Source organism: Algimonas arctica, from assembly GCF_014652695.1.
GTDB classification, from domain to species: domain Bacteria; phylum Pseudomonadota; class Alphaproteobacteria; order Caulobacterales; family Maricaulaceae; genus Litorimonas; species Litorimonas arctica.
Genome location: NZ_BMZH01000002.1, coordinates 185,091 through 200,808, shown reverse-complemented (window position 1 = coordinate 200,808; position 15,718 = coordinate 185,091). Strand labels below are relative to the sequence as shown.

General features: G+C 54.9%; 14 protein-coding genes. 7 read left to right on the top strand and 7 right to left on the bottom strand.

Annotated features, from left to right (window positions below):
* The first annotated feature begins 25 nt into the window (after positions 1-25).
* Positions 26-490, top strand: coding sequence for a hypothetical protein (locus IE105_RS03095; RefSeq protein WP_189495310.1), 465 nt, complete (start codon positions 26-28; stop codon positions 488-490).
* A gap of 48 nt (positions 491-538) precedes the next feature.
* On the opposite strand, the gene IE105_RS03090 is transcribed toward IE105_RS03095, so the two are convergent.
* The 3 genes from IE105_RS03090 to IE105_RS03080 all read right to left on the bottom strand — a co-directional run bounded on the left by IE105_RS03090 (position 539) and on the right by IE105_RS03080 (position 5,472).
* The gene (locus IE105_RS03090; RefSeq protein ID WP_189495308.1) at positions 539-2,632 is read right to left on the bottom strand and encodes a sensor histidine kinase; all 2,094 of its coding nucleotides are present in this window, start codon (positions 2,630-2,632) and stop codon (positions 539-541) included.
* 574 nt (positions 2,633-3,206) lie between these two features.
* Complete coding sequence (locus IE105_RS03085) at positions 3,207-5,288, bottom strand: peptidase domain-containing ABC transporter (RefSeq protein ID WP_233353962.1); 2,082 nt, start codon at positions 5,286-5,288, stop codon at positions 3,207-3,209.
* The gene (locus IE105_RS03080) at positions 5,281-5,472 is read right to left on the bottom strand and encodes a hypothetical protein (protein ID WP_189495304.1); all 192 of its coding nucleotides are present in this window, start codon (positions 5,470-5,472) and stop codon (positions 5,281-5,283) included. Before IE105_RS03080 ends, IE105_RS03085 begins: the two co-directional genes overlap by 8 nt.
* 88 nt (positions 5,473-5,560) lie before the next feature.
* On the opposite strand from IE105_RS03080, the gene IE105_RS03075 reads away from it, so the two are divergent.
* Both IE105_RS03075 and IE105_RS03070 read left to right on the top strand, forming a co-directional pair.
* The gene (locus IE105_RS03075; RefSeq protein ID WP_189495301.1) at positions 5,561-7,015 is read left to right on the top strand and encodes a Na+/H+ antiporter NhaC family protein; all 1,455 of its coding nucleotides are present in this window, start codon (positions 5,561-5,563) and stop codon (positions 7,013-7,015) included.
* Entirely contained in the window at positions 7,008-7,475 is a 468-nt protein-coding gene (locus IE105_RS03070; RefSeq protein ID WP_189495299.1) for an avidin/streptavidin family protein, read from the top strand. The genes IE105_RS03075 and IE105_RS03070 overlap by 8 nt, the downstream gene beginning before the upstream one ends.
* Positions 7,476-7,910: 435 nt before the next feature.
* On the opposite strand, the gene dnaJ is transcribed toward IE105_RS03070, so the two are convergent.
* From dnaJ to dnaK, 3 genes are all read right to left on the bottom strand, one after another.
* The gene (gene dnaJ, locus IE105_RS03065) at positions 7,911-9,077 is read right to left on the bottom strand and encodes a molecular chaperone DnaJ (RefSeq protein WP_189495297.1); all 1,167 of its coding nucleotides are present in this window, start codon (positions 9,075-9,077) and stop codon (positions 7,911-7,913) included.
* 1 nt (position 9,078) lies between these two features.
* Entirely contained in the window at positions 9,079-9,921 is an 843-nt protein-coding gene (locus IE105_RS03060; protein WP_189495295.1) for an FkbM family methyltransferase, read from the bottom strand.
* 73 nt (positions 9,922-9,994) lie between these two features.
* Positions 9,995-11,920: a molecular chaperone DnaK gene (gene dnaK, locus IE105_RS03055; RefSeq protein WP_189495293.1), complete on the bottom strand. Its 1,926-nt coding sequence runs from the start codon at positions 11,918-11,920 to the stop codon at positions 9,995-9,997.
* A 266-nt stretch (positions 11,921-12,186) separates the two neighbouring features.
* Here dnaK and IE105_RS03050 point away from each other — a divergent pair, with 266 nt between their 5' ends.
* Both IE105_RS03050 and IE105_RS03045 read left to right on the top strand, forming a co-directional pair.
* Positions 12,187-12,831: an alpha-ketoglutarate-dependent dioxygenase AlkB gene (locus tag IE105_RS03050; RefSeq protein ID WP_189495291.1), complete on the top strand. Its 645-nt coding sequence runs from the start codon at positions 12,187-12,189 to the stop codon at positions 12,829-12,831.
* The gene (locus IE105_RS03045) at positions 12,828-13,076 is read left to right on the top strand and encodes a CBU_0592 family membrane protein (RefSeq protein ID WP_189495289.1); all 249 of its coding nucleotides are present in this window, start codon (positions 12,828-12,830) and stop codon (positions 13,074-13,076) included. Before IE105_RS03050 ends, IE105_RS03045 begins: the two co-directional genes overlap by 4 nt.
* Here IE105_RS03045 and IE105_RS03040 read toward each other — a convergent pair.
* Positions 13,064-13,567 (bottom strand): hypothetical protein, encoded by a 504-nt coding sequence (locus IE105_RS03040; protein WP_189495288.1) that lies wholly within the window; start codon positions 13,565-13,567, stop codon positions 13,064-13,066. The two genes, IE105_RS03045 and IE105_RS03040, sit on opposite strands and share 13 nt — an antisense overlap.
* Before the next feature lie 234 nt (positions 13,568-13,801).
* On the opposite strand from IE105_RS03040, the gene IE105_RS03035 reads away from it, so the two are divergent.
* Positions 13,802-14,329: a pyridoxamine 5'-phosphate oxidase family protein gene (locus IE105_RS03035; protein ID WP_189495286.1), complete on the top strand. Its 528-nt coding sequence runs from the start codon at positions 13,802-13,804 to the stop codon at positions 14,327-14,329.
* 99 nt (positions 14,330-14,428) lie between these two features.
* Positions 14,429-15,715: an NADH:flavin oxidoreductase/NADH oxidase family protein gene (locus IE105_RS03030; protein ID WP_189495284.1), complete on the top strand. Its 1,287-nt coding sequence runs from the start codon at positions 14,429-14,431 to the stop codon at positions 15,713-15,715.
* The last annotated feature ends 3 nt before the right edge of the window (positions 15,716-15,718 follow it).

Genomic DNA, 15,718 nt, shown 5'->3' with positions numbered 1-15,718 from the left:
GTGGGCGCAAGGTAAGGAGAGCGATTTGGCGACGTTTCTAAAATTTCTAGTGGGTTGGCTTTTGGGGGCGGTGACGACAACAATCGTTGGGGTCGTGCTACAAACGCAAAACGTCATTGCTAGGCTAACGTATATCGGTGCGGATGTCGGGATCGGGCAACGCCTTTCCATGACCATCTATGACCTTATGTATCTGGGCTCTATGTATATCGTTCTTGTCAGCATTGGGACGTTTGTTGCCTATTTGCTGGGTTTGTTGGTCTATTATTTCGCCGGAATTGGACGACCGATTGTTTTTGCTGTGGCCGGGGCCGTGGCGATGCTGGTGATGTTATTGCTGATGAAACAGGCGTTTTTTGGCATTCATATGATTGCGGGCGCACGAGACGGTTTGGGCATTGGTTTGCAAATGGTCGCGGGCGCGATCGGCGGTTTGATTTTTGCGCAGCTTACGGCGCGTAAAGTGTCAGGCTTTCGTCCGTCTTCCTAAAGGCAAAGGGCTTTGCCTCACGAGACCCGTCATCAATAAGCCGTCGGCTTAGCCGGTGGCTTTATAATTTCTCGTGCTTGTTTCACCTAGAGCGACTGGGCGCGCGCCGAGGAGTTGCTCGCCGAGCATCAGATCAATAATTGCTTCCGGTTCCTCGACATCATCCAGCGTCAGAAGAAGAGGGGCCGTTGCGGCGGCTGCGCGGTCATCTGGCAAAGCGTGTGCCGTGGGTTCAGCCAGAGGAATCCGGGCCGTAAAGGTAAACTCAGTCCCGCGGCCTTCGCGTGATTTAACGACTAAGTCGCCCCGCATCATACGCGCTAGCTTACGCGCAATGGCCAAGCTGAGGCCGGCTCCGCCATATTTGCGTGTCATAGTCGCGTCAGCTTGCAAGAAGGGCTGGAACAGCCGCGATTGAACATCTTCACTGATCCCTTGACCCGTATCAGCAACAACGATGGTTACGTCTAGATGGCCGTTCCTGTCTTGTATCGCTGTCGCATGGAGATGCACGCGCCCCACTTGGGTAAAGCGGATAGCATTGGACAATAAATAGTGCAGGCTTTGGCGAATGCGCTTGTGATCGGTAATGACCGCGTCTTCTAACTCTGCGCCAATGAAGTGAGTGAAGATGAGATCTTTTTTGGCCGCGGCATTGTCCCATTCGGCTACTTCACGCCGAATGGTTTTCGCGAGGACGTCCTCTTCTTTGTCTAAAGACAGGCGATTGCCCTCAATCGTCGACATGGTGATCAGACTATCCAGCAGGTCAAAGAGGAGCTGCCCGCTTTCTTGTACGATTTCGGCTTGTGCGCGCATTGTTGGGTTGGGCGCATGATGGATCATCGCGTCACTTATCCCGATAATACCGTTGAGAGGGGTGCGGATTTCGTGATTAATAAGGCCGAGAAATTCAGTCTTCATTTTTTCAGCCGAGAGCGCATCTTCTTGCAAGCTTTGAACTTTCACACTGAGTTTTTCGCGGTAGCGCAGGAAAGCGAGCAAGAAGTTAAAGGCAATCGTTAGCCCGCCAATCAGAACCCAGAGCAAGCGGTTCAGCTTGGTCTTTTGCTCAAGCTGTACGGCTCTCATCTCCGTTTCGCGTTGCAGCGCGCCTTCGCGTTCGACCTGTCGGTCCCGTGTGTTTTCCAAATTAGACAGCATGGCGCTAATATCAGCTGAATTTGCGGACTGAACTTGATTGATCAGGAGATCGGCCCGGCGCTTCATCAGCGCGAGCGCATAAGGGGATTCGTCGCGGTGCATCGCGAGAAGCGCTTCGGCGTGTAGGATCGACTGGTTATCAATGTCTTTGAGTAATTCACCGGGACTATGTTTCCAGCCCCGTGTTGTCATGAGACTTTCAGCGTCAGCAACTTTACCTTGCCCGGCCAATGCAACCAAACGTTCGAGGGTCGCGCGGGATTCAATCGCGGCGTGCGTTGTGCTCTCCAAGGCGGTGAGAGACAATCTTTCGGCACGATTATAATCGCCAATCTCATTAAACGTCGCCGCCATATAGGCTTCTGCAACGCCAGACGCAGTTGTCTCAGAGTGAGGCTCTACAATAAGTAACTCGGCGACCTGTGCGGCGCTTTCGTACTCACGCGCGCGATTCAGGGCATACACAAAGTTTGTCATGAGCTCATAACGATCAATGGTTTCCCCAATACTCGCCTTGGCCTGACTTTGCAGCCTAGCGGCTTCAAGCATAAAGTCGGGTTTCCCTTGCAAGCCATGCAAGACCATCGCGATGTCAGAGGCCAGAATACGGGCCGACGTCACCTGTGGGGACAGCTCACTCGGGATGACTTTCATCGCGGAATCAATACGTTCTGTGCCGACGAGAAGTTGGTTTCGGGACACGTATAAGAAGGCCGAGAGGCTTTGAGAGACTGAATTTAAAAACCAATCATCTGCGAAACCGAAACCATCCAAATACTGGATCAAGTTTTCTGTGCGCGTGGCGTCATCACTTTGCGCAATGATATCCGAAATACCTTCGACAAAGAGGAGCGTTCGATCCCAATGTATATCGCCGACGATGTCGGCATTCTTGGCGTCTGTGATCGATTTTCCAAGCCGGTCTGAATCAAATGTATAAAGTGCTTCTGAGGCCTCTTGAATGAGCTTAACCGTCATTTTTTCAGTGTTTGTCGATGATAAGAGTTCTAGCGGGGTCCATTCTTTTTGATTGAGAAACTCGACAATTGACTCATTAATTGGGCGTGCATCAGCGGCCAATGCTACAGTGAATGAGCAAAGGGATGCACAAAAAATTACAAGCAGACTTCTAAGCATCTGAATAAAATAGGTTCCAGTTTCGCTTCAATTTACACAAATGACCTTAAGGAAGCGTGTTCAGGTGCAAGAAAAAACCCGCTCAAAGAGCGGGTTGTAGTCCACATAGTATTGATAGCTCGCGCTATCGTTTGACTAAAAGTCGACGATAATCGGTGCGCCACCGGTTACGACGTCAAGTTCTTCAACTGTAAGTTCACGCATGTGAGTTGATCCCTCTAGATGTGACACGAGCGGAGGATACCACTCGTGAGTACCAATTTAGACAAGACTCAGTCATCGTTAACAAGCGCTAAGTCGCTAAATCGGGACAATTATGGTTAACAGACTGTTAAAACGCGGTATTTTATACACGTAAAGGAGGTATAATTATAAATTTCACGCAATAGTGGGGTGTAAATGTATAAATCCCGCTCTACGGTATCTGGATAATTCGGTCGCTGGCCTCAAGGAAGGCAGGGCGGTGGGCGACAATAACCCGCGTTATTGCCAATCCTGCTACAAGGCTGACGATTTCTGCCTCTGTTTCGACATCAAGGTTCGCTGTTCCTTCATCAAGGAAAAGCACATCGGGTTCTTGATAGAGCGCGCGCGCCAGCAGCAAGCGTTGTTTCTGTCCGCCTGACAGAATTGATCCCATATCACCGATCATGGCGAGGTAATTCATAGGAATCGCAACGATTGTGTCGTGGATGCGGGCGGCGCTCGCGGCGCGCGTGACCCGCTGCATGTCAATTTCAGGATCGAAGAACGCGATATTATCCGCAATAGTCCCAGAGAGAAGGCGGTCGTCCTGCATGACAACGCCAACACGGTTACGCCAGGCGGAGGGATCAATGGTAGATAGGTCGCGGCCATCAATTTTCACATGACCGTCGATCGGCGCATAAAGCCCCAACATGAGCTTCATTAAGGTGGTTTTCCCGCCCCCGCTTGGGCCTGTCAGAGTCACCATTTCGCCAGCGGAAACGTCGAGCGTAAAGTCTGTGACGACATTGGGATCCTCAGACGAATAAGCGAAGGTCACCGCATCCAATGTGATCCGACCTTTGACGTCCCCTAAGGGCTCATATCCCGCTTGATCCGTCTCTGTGCGAGCATGAACAATATCGGCCAGTCGGTCGAGGTGAAGCGAAAGCAGGCGAAACTCATTGCCCTTGGTAACAAGCTGCACCACGGCGTCGGAAAAATACTGGCGGTAGATCAAAAAGGCGACAAGCATGCCGACTGTAAACGTCGACCCTGGCTGCGTCATGCCCCAAGCAGCGGCCACAACAACGCCCACAACTTGTAAGCCAATGATGAGCGTTTGCACGAAGGTTTGCGCCACATTCCAGCGTTGGTGTCCAACATCGGCGTTGACGAAATCCGTGAATAGATTGGCCCAACTTGCTTCGCGTTCGGCTTCGCGCCCGAACAATTTAACAGTCGTTGACGCGCGAATGCTCTCAATAACGTGGCTGTTCTCCAGCGCACGCGCATAGATCGCCTCTTCTTGGGTGGCGCGCAGGCGTGGATAGATGAGTAGGGTCGCGAGAACGAGCAAAGCCGTCGTGGCGACCACGATTAACGCCAAGAGCGGCGAGAACATGAACATAATGACCAGCATTAAGACGGCCATAATCCCGTCAATCAGGACCGAGACAACCGAATGCGAGAGGGCTTCTTGGATCGGCTGCGTTGAATTCATCCGGCTGATAATGTCGCCGACATGGCGACGTTCGAAATAGCGTGCGGGTAGACGGATCAAATGGCGGAAAATATTTCCGACCATTTGCCGCGATAGCTGTGCGCCAAAGGTGATAATCGTATAGCCCCGCGCCGCTTCGACCACGGCGCGCAACACAGCTAATCCGCCAAACCCAACGGCCAACGCGATGAGCAAGCCACGATCCCCTCCGGGCTGCCCTGGGCTCGGCAGGACCGCATCGACAATCAGTTGAAAGAAGAATGGCGCGAGGAGAAGTGTCGCGAGCAGGGCTACGGAGAGGGCGAGCGTTTGCGCGACGGCGCGTTTGGCCCCGACAAGGGATGACCAAAGATCAGAGAGTTTCGGGCGGATGCGGTCGGTGACAGGTTGGAAATCTGCCGCCGGGGTAAGTTCGAGCGCAATGCCCGTAAAATGATCCGAAACTTTGGACAGTTTTAAGGTCCTGCGGCCAATCCCGGGGTCAATAATTTCGATATGGTCGTTGCGGACACGGGTCAGCACAACAAAATGGTTGAGATCCCAATGCAATATCGCGGGTAGCGCCAGCTTGTGTAGCTGATCCAGATCCACCTTGAGCGCACGCGGTGACAGGGACAACTCGCCCGAAATTTTGATGATTTGTTTGAGCGACGTGCCGCGCATGGACAGAAGATATTTTTCCCGCAGGCTGTTCAAATCGACATCATGGCCGTGAAAGCGCGAGACCATCGCCAAGCAGGCGAGGCCACATTCCGTCATTTCTGTTTGTAAAATAACGGGTGTTTTGGAGGTGAACCGACTAATCACGTAGCCAGCTCCAAACCGTTTGATCCCCGACATTGATGCCAAACAGCACAAACCCGATGAGCCCGATCGTTATAAAAAGTAGCCCGACAACGACCCATGCGGGTAAAGGACCACGAAGTATAACCTCGCCAAACAAAGCGCGTGACCGTCGCTCCATCGCTTCTTTGCGGAATAACTGACCCATAACCTGTCCTTCCCAAAAAACGACATAGGTCCCGCCTAGCGTTCCGGCCCGTCTTGTAAAGCGCGCGCATCAAAGGCAAAGCGCCCGTATGGATATTTCTCAAACAGCCGGGTGGTGGTCATTGCTACCGCCTGTTCTTGCCATTGGCCTGGCGCTGCTGACGCGGCAGGTTTTCCTGAGCCTCGGTCTCGGTATCGTGGCGGGCTACCTTATCCTCGCGGGCGGAAATCCTGTGGCCGCGACCTTTGATACGATTGATGCGGCCGTTGCCGTGTTTGGTGATGCGGGCAACACCCGGATTATACTGTTCACCCTCGTTGTTGGGGCGCTCATCGCGCTAATTCAACGCTCAGGCGGTGTTGCCGGATTTATCGCACGCCTATTGGCTTGGCTGGATAAACGCACACAGTCGGCGGGCGCCAAGGATCAACGCGTGTTGGTCGAATTGCTCGCGCTCGGGACCGGGATGCTGATCTTTATTGAGAGCAATATTTCCATTCTTACCGTAGGCACATTGTTTCGGCCCGTAACAGATAAGCTCGGCATGCCGCGAGAGAAGCTCGCCCTGATCGCCGATACGGGCTCGGCGCCATCTTGCGTGCTGATCCCGTTTAACGCGTGGGGCGCGTATTTGATGGGGTTGATTGCGGCGCAAGGGCTGAGCCAGCCCTTTTCGCAATTGATCCAAGCCACCCTGTTCAATATCTATCCTATGCTCATCATTGTGATCTTACTGATCGTGATCCTGACGCGTCGGGACATAGGTGAAATGAAAACGGCCGAAGCACGCGGTACAATTTTGCGCGACGGCGCTGTGCCGATGATTGCAGACGAAGCCTCCGATATTCAGCCCGCCCCCGGCGCCACGCCCCGCGCGGTCAATATGATTGTGCCGATCCTAACCATGGTTGTGTTGGTGCCGACATTCCTGATTATGACAGGGGCGGGCGAGGGCTGGTTCGCGCGGTTACAGGACGGCTCAGGCTCATCCGCTGTGCTTTACGCGACCTCCATCGCGACCGCGCTCGCAATTCTCATGTATAAAGCCCAAGGTCTTTTGGGGGTCCGGGACAGTGTCGAGACCGCCCTGAAAGGGATGGCGGGCATGGTGCCGCTGGCGATCCTGATGTTGCTCGCCTTCGCTCTGGGGGCCTTATGCCGGACGCTCGGGACGGGTGTGTTCACAGCCGACGTTACGTCACAATTCCTCTCGCCCGCGCTGATGCCCGCGCTGGTTTTCTTGATTAGCTGTTTCGTCGCCTTTTCGACCGGAACGAGTTGGGGGACGTTCGCGATCATGATCCCGATCGCTGTGCCTTTGGCCACGAGCTACGGCATGGACCCCTCACTCGCTATCGCGGCCGCAATTGGGGGCGGCGTGTTCGGCGATCACTGCAGCCCTATATCAGACACATCAATCATCGCGTCGATGGCGACAGGCTCGGATCATATCGACCATATTCGCACACAATTGCCCTATGCGCTGGTGGCAGGCGGGCTGACCGTTGCAACCTATCTCGGGCTTGGATTTTACTATGCGTAAGCTTGTTCTCATGGCCACCATACTGGCCGGATGCCAAACCGTGTCGGCGAATACCGCATCCGCGCATGACCTCGACGGTCTGTGGGTCAACGAAACCGGATCCGCCGTAGAATTATCCGTCAAGGATGATGGCTCGCTCACAGGTCACTACCGGACCGAGCTCGGCAAACCAGATGCAGACAGCCAGTTCGCTCTTACCGGATGGGCGCAAGGCGATGTTGTCGCGTTCTCTGTCAGTTTCACGGACTATGGCTCGATTACCAGCTGGTCCGGTCAACTTGCGCAAGACGATCAGGGCGACTTCATTCGTACGCTCTGGCAGCATACGCGCGACATTGCAGAGGAAGATGAGGTCGAGGACCTGTGGCGCTCAATTACGGCCGGCGCCGCGACGTTCCGGCGGGCAGATGCCAGCGTGATACCGCATACCCCAGAGCCGAGCTTAGAACCACAGCGATAAGAGAGGCTTTGGTTACTGTCTGGTACGTCAGCAAACCCGTCCCGATGGCGGATGGAACCGTCTCGAAAAAAGTGCCCAGAAGATGGCTCGGATCTCGGGTATAGGCGGCCAGAAGCTCTGTTTTAAGTTTCCACGCGAACACGGGCAGGGGAATGACGCATAGGGCGCTCAGGAGCCCCGCGACCGCTCCGCGAGCTGGCGAGGCCTTTTTCAAATGGGTCAGCGTCCAGAAGAAGAAACTCAGCATAGCGGTCCCGACCGCGATGATCACGGCGGTTTTTAATACATCCGTCAGGACGTCGGCTTGTCCGAAAATGCGCCGTGCGGCCGTGTAACTCCCAAACAGCGTGGCGAGAGCAGACATTAAGCCTGTGAAAAGTAATCTTTGGGAAATCGTGTTGAGACGACGCATCAGGCGATGACCAACGTTTAAATCTAATCGACCAATTCGTCCCAGAAACGTTTGGCCTTATCGAAAAAGCCTTTGCTCTCCGGGCTAATTTCGTCGCCGCCCTCACGGGCGAATTCTTCGAGCAGCTCTCTTTGACGCGCGCTCATGCGGCTTGGCGTCTCAACCGCCAGATCGACATACATATCGCCTCGGCTGGCACTGCGCAGGACGGTCATGCCTTTGCCCCGAAGGCGCATGCGTTTGCCGGATTGGCTGCCTACATCCACTTTGATTTTGGACCGTCCACCATCAATCGTCGGGATTTCAATGTCGCCGCCTAAGGCCGCAACCGTCATCGGAACGGGGGCGCGCATGAACAGGTTCGCGCCTTCGCGCTCGAACATCTCATGGGGTTTAACCGAGATGAAAAGATAGAGGTCCCCGCGTTGGCGATTGGTGGCCCCGCGCTTGGCCGCTTGGTCGCCTTGTCCGGACAGGCGAATGCGTGTGCCGTCCTCGACACCGGCTGGAATAGAGACGTCTAATTCAGTGGACTGGCGCACTTGGCCTTGGCCGTCGCATTCATGACAGGGGTCAGTGACATATTCGCCCTGTCCGCCGCAGGTTGGGCACGGGCGTTCCATCGTGAACATGCCCTGTTGCGTCCGCACTCGTCCGGCCCCACCGCACGTGTCACAGCTCTCAATAGACGCGCCGGGTTCTGCGCCCATACCGTCACAACGCTCACAATCCTCAGCAATCGGCACTTCAATCTCGATGTCTTTGCCGTGAAACGCCTCTTCGAGCGTGATTTCCATTTCATAGCGCAGGTCTGAGCCGCGCGCGACGGTTTGGGCGCGTCGTCCGCCCCGGCCGCCACCAAACATATCGGCAAAGCCTCCGCCAGCACCGCCAGCGCCGCCAAAAATCTGGCTGAAAATGTCGCCAAAGTCTTGGAAACCGGCCGCACCGCCACTGCCGCCGCCTTGGAAGGCCGCATGGCCCATCCGGTCATAGGCCGCACGTTTTTGCTCATCCGAGAGGATACCATAGGCTTCGTTGAGTTCTTTGAATCGGCCTTCGGCATCTGGATCGTTGGGATGACGATCCGGATGACAATCCATGGCGGCCTTACGAAAGGCCGATTTGAGTTGTTTGGCGTCGGCGTTTTTCGCCACACCTAAAACCTCGTAATAGTCGCGTTTTGACATGTTAGCGTTTCTTCAAAATGGCGTTGAGGGCGGTTGAGTCCGACACGAGATAGTTTTGCGCTTGGGCAAGTTCAATCAAGGTGGCCCCGTTTTCCGCAGAGGTTTCGACAATCAAAAGTCGGGGATGGAGTGTTTCCGGCGCTTGGTCGAAAAAAGCGCGTAAGGCCCGTTCGTCATGGCCTTCAATATCAAGCTTCATCGCATCAATATGGGTGATGCCCAAACGGCCGCACAGGCTCGTGAGCGTTTCGACAGTCACGGTTTCACCTATGTCACTCTCACCGGTCTTTGAGAGCTGCGCCTCGCCGCGATTACCGTCGCCATCGCTTAGGTTGGCTTTGCCGGGGGCATCGGAAATCGCAGAGCGGATCAACTCAATTGTGGCGTCAGAGGCTTGGGCGTTGACCGTCAACCGTTCGGACATTTCCGTACTTGGCTCGACAGCAATTAATCGTACATTCCGCTTGGACGCTTTGGCATAGGCATTGACGAACAAGGAATAGAGCCCGGCATTGGCGCCGATATCAAGGAAGGTAAAGCGCCCTTCGGTCTGCTGCACGGCGTCGCGCAGCGCAGCCCGTTCTTGGGCATCCCAAATTTGCACGCCCGCGAGCGCCCGTTTTTCACACCGGTTACCAGACGGGTAAAGCCGCGCGTTCACACCGGGCGCGACGGTCACATCAAACGGCTCAGAGAGACCGCGTATCGCCCGTTTCCGGTGCAGACTAATCATCCAATGACCCCACTGCGTATCCGCGCAGCCGTCCGCGCGCGCGCGAATGCGCTCGCGTGTCGGCGGCAAAGAAAATGTGCCGAACGGGTCTATGTGGTGTGTCGTCCCCATAATTTGCTTAAGACCTCAATTTGGCCGTAAAGCAAAAGGCCCCGCCGTTGCCAGCGAGGCCTGTTCGCGAGTGTTACGCCGACTTTTCGTCATCGACGTCTTCAAACTCAGCATCTTCAATGTCGTCATCTTCTTCGACATCATCGCCGGGCTTGGTCGCATTCTTGGCTTTGGCTTCTTCGTCAGCCGCTGCGCTAGCGTAAATCGCTTCACCCATTTTCATGAGAGCGGATGTCAGGACCTGAACCTTATCGGTGATCCCGGCGGCGTCAGCCTCTCCGTCGCCCATGATGGCTTTCATTTCTTCCAAAGCGGTTTCGATCGTCGCTTTGGTTTCTTCGTCGATCTTATCGCCATGTTCGGCCAAATCCGATTCAGCCTTATGGACAATGGCTTCGGCCTGATTGGTCGCTTCGGCCATATCACGACGCTTTTTGTCGTCCTCGGCGTTAGCTTCGGCGTCTTTGATCATGTTGGCAATGTCGTCATCGTTAAGACCACCAGACGCTTGGATACGGATCTGTTGTTCTTTGCCGGTGGCGACATCCTTGGCCGTGACGTTGACGATACCGTTGGCATCAATGTCAAACGTCACCTCAATTTGCGGCATGCCGCGCGGAGACGGCGGAATACCAACCAGATCAAATTGACCCAGCAGCTTATTATCCGCCGCCATTTCGCGTTCGCCTTGGCTGACCTTAATGGTCACAGCGGACTGATTGTCGGTCGCGGTTGAGTAGACTTGGCTTTTCTTGGTCGGGATCGTTGTGTTGCGGTCGATCATGCGAGTGAAGACACCGCCTTCAGTTTCGATACCGAGAGACAAGGGTGTCACGTCGAGCAGGAGCACGTCTTTGACGTCGCCTTGCAGCACGCCAGCTTGAATGGCCGCGCCCATCGCGACAACTTCGTCCGGGTTCACGCCTTTGTGGGGCTCTTTACCGAAGAACTTGCTCACAGCGGCTTGAACGGCGGGCATCCGAGTCATGCCGCCCACGAGGACAACATCATCAACGTCGGACGCTTTAAGACCCGCATCGGCGAGCGCTTTTTTGATCGGCGTGATTGTGCGTTTGATGAGGTCATCGACCAAGCTTTCCAGCTTCGCGCGGGTCAGCTTCATGTTCAGGTGCTTTGGCCCTGTGGCATCGGCGGTGATGAACGGGAGGTTGACCTCATAGCTCGACGCGGAGGAGAGTTCCTTTTTGGCTTTCTCGGCCTCTTCGCGCAGGCGCTGCAGGGCCAACTTGTCGGTCTTCAGCTCAATGCCTTGTTCTTTTTTGAATTCGTCGGCGAGATATTCAACGATGCGCATGTCGAAATCTTCACCGCCCAAGAACGTGTCGCCATTGGTCGCTTTGACTTCAAAGACGCCGTCGCCAATTTCCAGCACGGAGACATCGAATGTGCCGCCGCCCAGATCGTAAACTGCGATGGTTTTGCCTTCATCTTTGGCAAGGCCGTAGGCCAGCGCCGCCGCTGTTGGCTCGTTGATGATGCGGAGGACTTCGAGGCCTGCGATTTTACCGGCATCTTTTGTGGCTTGGCGTTGGGCGTCATTAAAGTAGGCTGGAACCGTGATAACGGCCTGTGTGACGGGTGTGCCGAGATAGTCTTCCGCTGTTTCTTTCATCTTCGTCAAGATCATGGCGGAGATTTCAGCCGGGCTGTAAGCCTTGTCACGGCCTTGGACGTAGGCGTCGCCGCCGGGGCCTTTGACGATTTCAAACGGAACGAGTTTGGCGTCTTTTTTGACCGCTTTATCCGTGAACGGACGACCGATCAGCCGTTTGACAGCGTAATAAGTGTTTTCTGGGTTGGTGACGGCCTGTCGACGGGCTGTCTGCCCGATCAAACGTTCGCCGCCTTCGGTAAAGGCAACAACGGACGGGGTCGTGCGCGCGCCTTCTGAATTTTCAATCACTTTGGGCTTGTCGCCGTCCATTACGGCCACACACGAGTTGGTGGTCCCAAGATCGATCCCGATTACTTTCGACATGATGTCTGCTCCTCATATGGGCCTGATCCCAGCGCCCAATAAAATCAATATGATGCGAGCCCCCACACGTCCCGTTTCGGGCCCAATGGAAGCATTCCCAGCCGATATGGGAGGGGATACGCAACTCGCAAGGGGGCATGCGGGAGAAAATCCACTCTCTGTGGGTGTTTCATGGGATTTAGGCGAATTTGGGAAGCGAGACCGGGTGTTATCCGCTCGCGATCGTCTCTTTAGCTCGCTCGCCCGGATGATATAGGGGCGCACAAATGACTTATCCCGACGGTTTCGCCCACTATCCGCTCTACTTCTCGCCCGACCAACAGGTGGCCTTGATTGATGCAGTCAAGGCGGGAACCGCGCAGGCCCCATTCTATCAACCGACCATGCCGCGCACAGGCGCGCCGCTCTCTGTCGTCATGAGTAATTTTGGTCCGCTGGGCTGGGTGACGGATCGTGAGGGGGGATATCGTTATGAGGCAACCCATCCGAACACAGGCGTACAATGGCCTGACTTGCCGGACTTACTCTCAAATTTATGGCGGGAGGTCACGGATTGGCCCGAGCCGCCGGAAGCCTGCCTGATCAATTGGTATCGTGACGGCGCGAAAATGGGGATGCATATCGACCGAGACGAATTTGACATGAATGCGCCCGTCGTCTCCGTGAGCCTCGGCGATCCGGCGATGTTTCGAATTGGCGGGGATGCGCGCGGCGGAAAGACGGCGGGAATTAAACTCTTCTCCGGCGACGTCGTCGTCCTGTCCGGCCCCGCGCGCCGTTGCTATCACGGGGTTAGCCGCGTCTATTACGGGCAAAGCGCGCTTGTGCCCAAGGGCGGGCGGATTAACTTAACGATGCGGTTTGTTGGCGCGCCTGCTTGCGGTGTGACCACGAAGAAAGCCATGATATGACTCTTCCCGACCTCATTGGCCTGATAGGCGTGTCCTTGATCTTATGCGCTTATTGGGGTGTTCAGACGGACCGCCTCCCGGCGCAGGACTGGCGCTTTTCCGCGGTCAATGGCAGCGGGGCGCTGCTGATTATGGTGTCGCTCTATTTCACCTTTAATCTCGCCAGCTTCGTGATCGAAGTGTTTTGGTTGCTGATTAGCGGTTACGGGCTTTGGAAGGCTTGGCGGCGACGTCAATCAACGTGACGTTCGTTAAAGTAGCTGGTTTGGATTTCAATTATCGTCTCTATGGGAACCCCATATGTACACAGAGTCGATTCACGATCTTGTTCAATGGCGGGACTATCAACGAACATGATCGGTTGTGATGTCACTGTTTCTAGTATGAGCTCGGGTTGCGTGCCTGTACATATTGCCCACCCGCGCCGTTTGGTTGGAAAGACTTCATATTCTTCAACTTGAGAAAAACTATCGCCACCTCGCTTCAAAAAAAGAAGGACCCTGTCTACGTCTGTTAAAAGCTTGTACTCAAATTCAGTTTTAATAACGGCGTTAATTATGCGGCCACGGTAGCCGCTATCGAGGTCATCAATGACACGGAACTCACGGTAATAGGGTTGTCCATTGCTGACGATTATTGTGTCCACGTACTCGTTCTCTTCGGTGCCGGGAATTCTTGTGACAGGGTTCCAATTATCATCCGGCCGCGTTGAAACAGGCTCTGCAATAACGGCCATAAATGTTGCGGGCGAATGTTCGAACGGATTCTCACGTGGCGTTGGCGCACAAGCGGCGCTCAGTATTATTAGTAAGAGTGTGAGTCTGCGCACGACCAAATGTTTAGGGTGAATTCACTCATAGGCCAAGGTCAATACATTCGACGAAATTTGCTGGCGGTAAACTCATAAGGGAACTGCGTTTACTATGAACGCGTTGTTTGGGTTCAACACACTCAATGGAGCAACCGCCAAATGGCCGATCTATCGAAATTCGAAACTGAACCTAAACTCCAGCTGCTCAAAGAAATTAAAGGCGCGCGCTGCGTTATGCTGGGTTCACCCGTTGCGAGTGAACATATGCAGCCGATGGCCCCGCAAATTGATAAGCAAACGGTCAAAACGGTCGAAGAGGGCGGCGATTCCGTGATCTATTTCTTCTCGGATAACACGTCCGACCTCGGCAAAGCCATCATGAAAAATCCGGGCGCCCGCGTGATGGCAACTCATATTGGGAGTGATTATCAGGCGTGCGTCGAAGGCGCGATTTATCCTGTGTTGAATGATCCAACCCTAATTGAGCGGTTCTGGAATCCGATTGCCGCGAGCTGGTACCCGGACGGTAAAGGCGATCCGAAGATGCTGATGTTGAAATTCGTGCCGATCACGGCGGCCGTTTGGGCCTCGACCGGAAATCCGTTCAAATTTGCCTATGAAACGGCCAAGGCCAATATAACGGACACGCTGCCTGACGTTGGGAGTAGCAAGATCATAGCCGCTTAATCTGGACGCTGCGGTGGCGGCAAGACCGCCAGATATGAATACAGGCTTCGCTTTGGCGGAGCCTTTTTCTTTGATCCAAGATGCCCTAGGGGCGATGGTATGACCGAACTCTTCTCTCCCCTGACGCTTGCTTGTGGGCACGTCCTGTCGAACCGGATTGCCAAAGGCGCGATGGAAGAAAACATGGCGGACCAGGTTTCGGGCCTGGGCCAAGTGCCGGGCGAACAATTGGTCAATCTTTATTCGGCGTGGGCGGCAGGCGGCGCAGGCCTGCTGTTAACGGGCAATGTCATGGTTGATGAAACCGCTCTGACTGGTCCGGGCGCGGTGGTGTTAAAACGCGACACGCTAGATAATCCGGACGTGCGCGCGCGGTTCGAACGCTGGGCGCAAGCGGGCCAAGCGAATGATACGAAATTGGTCATGCAGATCAGCCATCCGGGACGGCAGCTCTATGCGGCGCAAGGCCAAGAGGCGGTGAGCGCATCAGATTCGAAACTCGATATGGGTTCGGACGCGATTAATAATATGTTCGCCTCCGCCCGCGCCATGACTGACGGTGAAATCCGTGGCCTGATCCGGCATTTCGGGGAGACGGCAGTGGCCGCGCAAGCGTGCGGGTTTGACGGCGTGCAAGTCCACGCGGCGCATGGCTACCTGCTGGCGCAATTTCTCTCACCCCTGACCAATCGCCGCGAAGATGGATGGGGCGGGTCCTTGAAAAATCGCGCACGGCTTTTGCTTGAGATTGTCCGCTCGATCCGTGATCGGGTCGGCCCAAACTTTATCGTCGGTGTGAAGCTCAATTCAGCTGATTTCCAAAAAGGCGGGTTTGAGGTGAAGGACGCAACCCAAGTCGTCGAATGGCTCGGAAAAGAAGCGATTGATTTTGTCGAAATTTCCGGCGGGACGTATGAAAGCTCCGCCATGATGGGCGAAAGTGCGGATGGGCGCGTCAGTCAAAGCACACTTCGACGCGAAGCGTTTTTCCTCGAATTTGCAGAGCAAATTGCCACGGCGGCGACGATGCCCTTAATAGTGACCGGCGGCGTGACACAGCGCGATACGGCCGACCGCGTACTCGGCACCGCCGGAATCGCGATGGTCGGCATGGCGCGGGCCCTGATTATTACGCCGGATTTGCCCAATCGCTGGAAAGCGGGCGAAAATATCGCCGGCCCCGTGCAGACGGTAAATTGGAAAATTCCTGCCATCCGAAGCCTCGCCAATATGGCCATCGCCAAAGCGAACCTGCGCCGGATGAGCCACGGAAAAGCGCCGAAAAACAAGGTCAATCCGGTCGTCGCGTCGCTCGTGCAGCAGAAAAATCAAGCCGTGCAAACGAAGCGTTACAAGGCGTGGTTAGACAGGAACTCCCATACATAGCGC

Bases quoted from the DNA above. Each gene is read 5' to 3' on its own strand.
- IE105_RS03090 (WP_189495308.1), bottom strand. From the start codon at position 2,632: ATGACGGTTAAGCTCATTCAAGAGGCCTCAGAAGCACTTTATACATTT.
- IE105_RS03080 (WP_189495304.1), bottom strand. From the start codon at position 5,472: ATGGGTCAGTTATTCCGCAAAGAAGCGATGGAGCGACGGTCACGCGCT.
- IE105_RS03075 (WP_189495301.1), top strand. From the start codon at position 5,561: ATGGATATTTCTCAAACAGCCGGGTGGTGGTCATTGCTACCGCCTGTT.
- IE105_RS03070 (WP_189495299.1), top strand. From the start codon at position 7,008: ATGCGTAAGCTTGTTCTCATGGCCACCATACTGGCCGGATGCCAAACC.
- dnaJ (WP_189495297.1), bottom strand. From the start codon at position 9,077: ATGTCAAAACGCGACTATTACGAGGTTTTAGGTGTGGCGAAAAACGCC.
- IE105_RS03060 (WP_189495295.1), bottom strand. From the start codon at position 9,921: ATGGGGACGACACACCACATAGACCCGTTCGGCACATTTTCTTTGCCG.
- dnaK (WP_189495293.1), bottom strand. From the start codon at position 11,920: ATGTCGAAAGTAATCGGGATCGATCTTGGGACCACCAACTCGTGTGTG.
- IE105_RS03050 (WP_189495291.1), top strand. From the start codon at position 12,187: ATGACTTATCCCGACGGTTTCGCCCACTATCCGCTCTACTTCTCGCCC.
- IE105_RS03045 (WP_189495289.1), top strand. From the start codon at position 12,828: ATGACTCTTCCCGACCTCATTGGCCTGATAGGCGTGTCCTTGATCTTA.
- IE105_RS03040 (WP_189495288.1), bottom strand. From the start codon at position 13,567: ATGGCCGTTATTGCAGAGCCTGTTTCAACGCGGCCGGATGATAATTGG.
- IE105_RS03035 (WP_189495286.1), top strand. From the start codon at position 13,802: ATGGCCGATCTATCGAAATTCGAAACTGAACCTAAACTCCAGCTGCTC.
- IE105_RS03030 (WP_189495284.1), top strand. From the start codon at position 14,429: ATGACCGAACTCTTCTCTCCCCTGACGCTTGCTTGTGGGCACGTCCTG.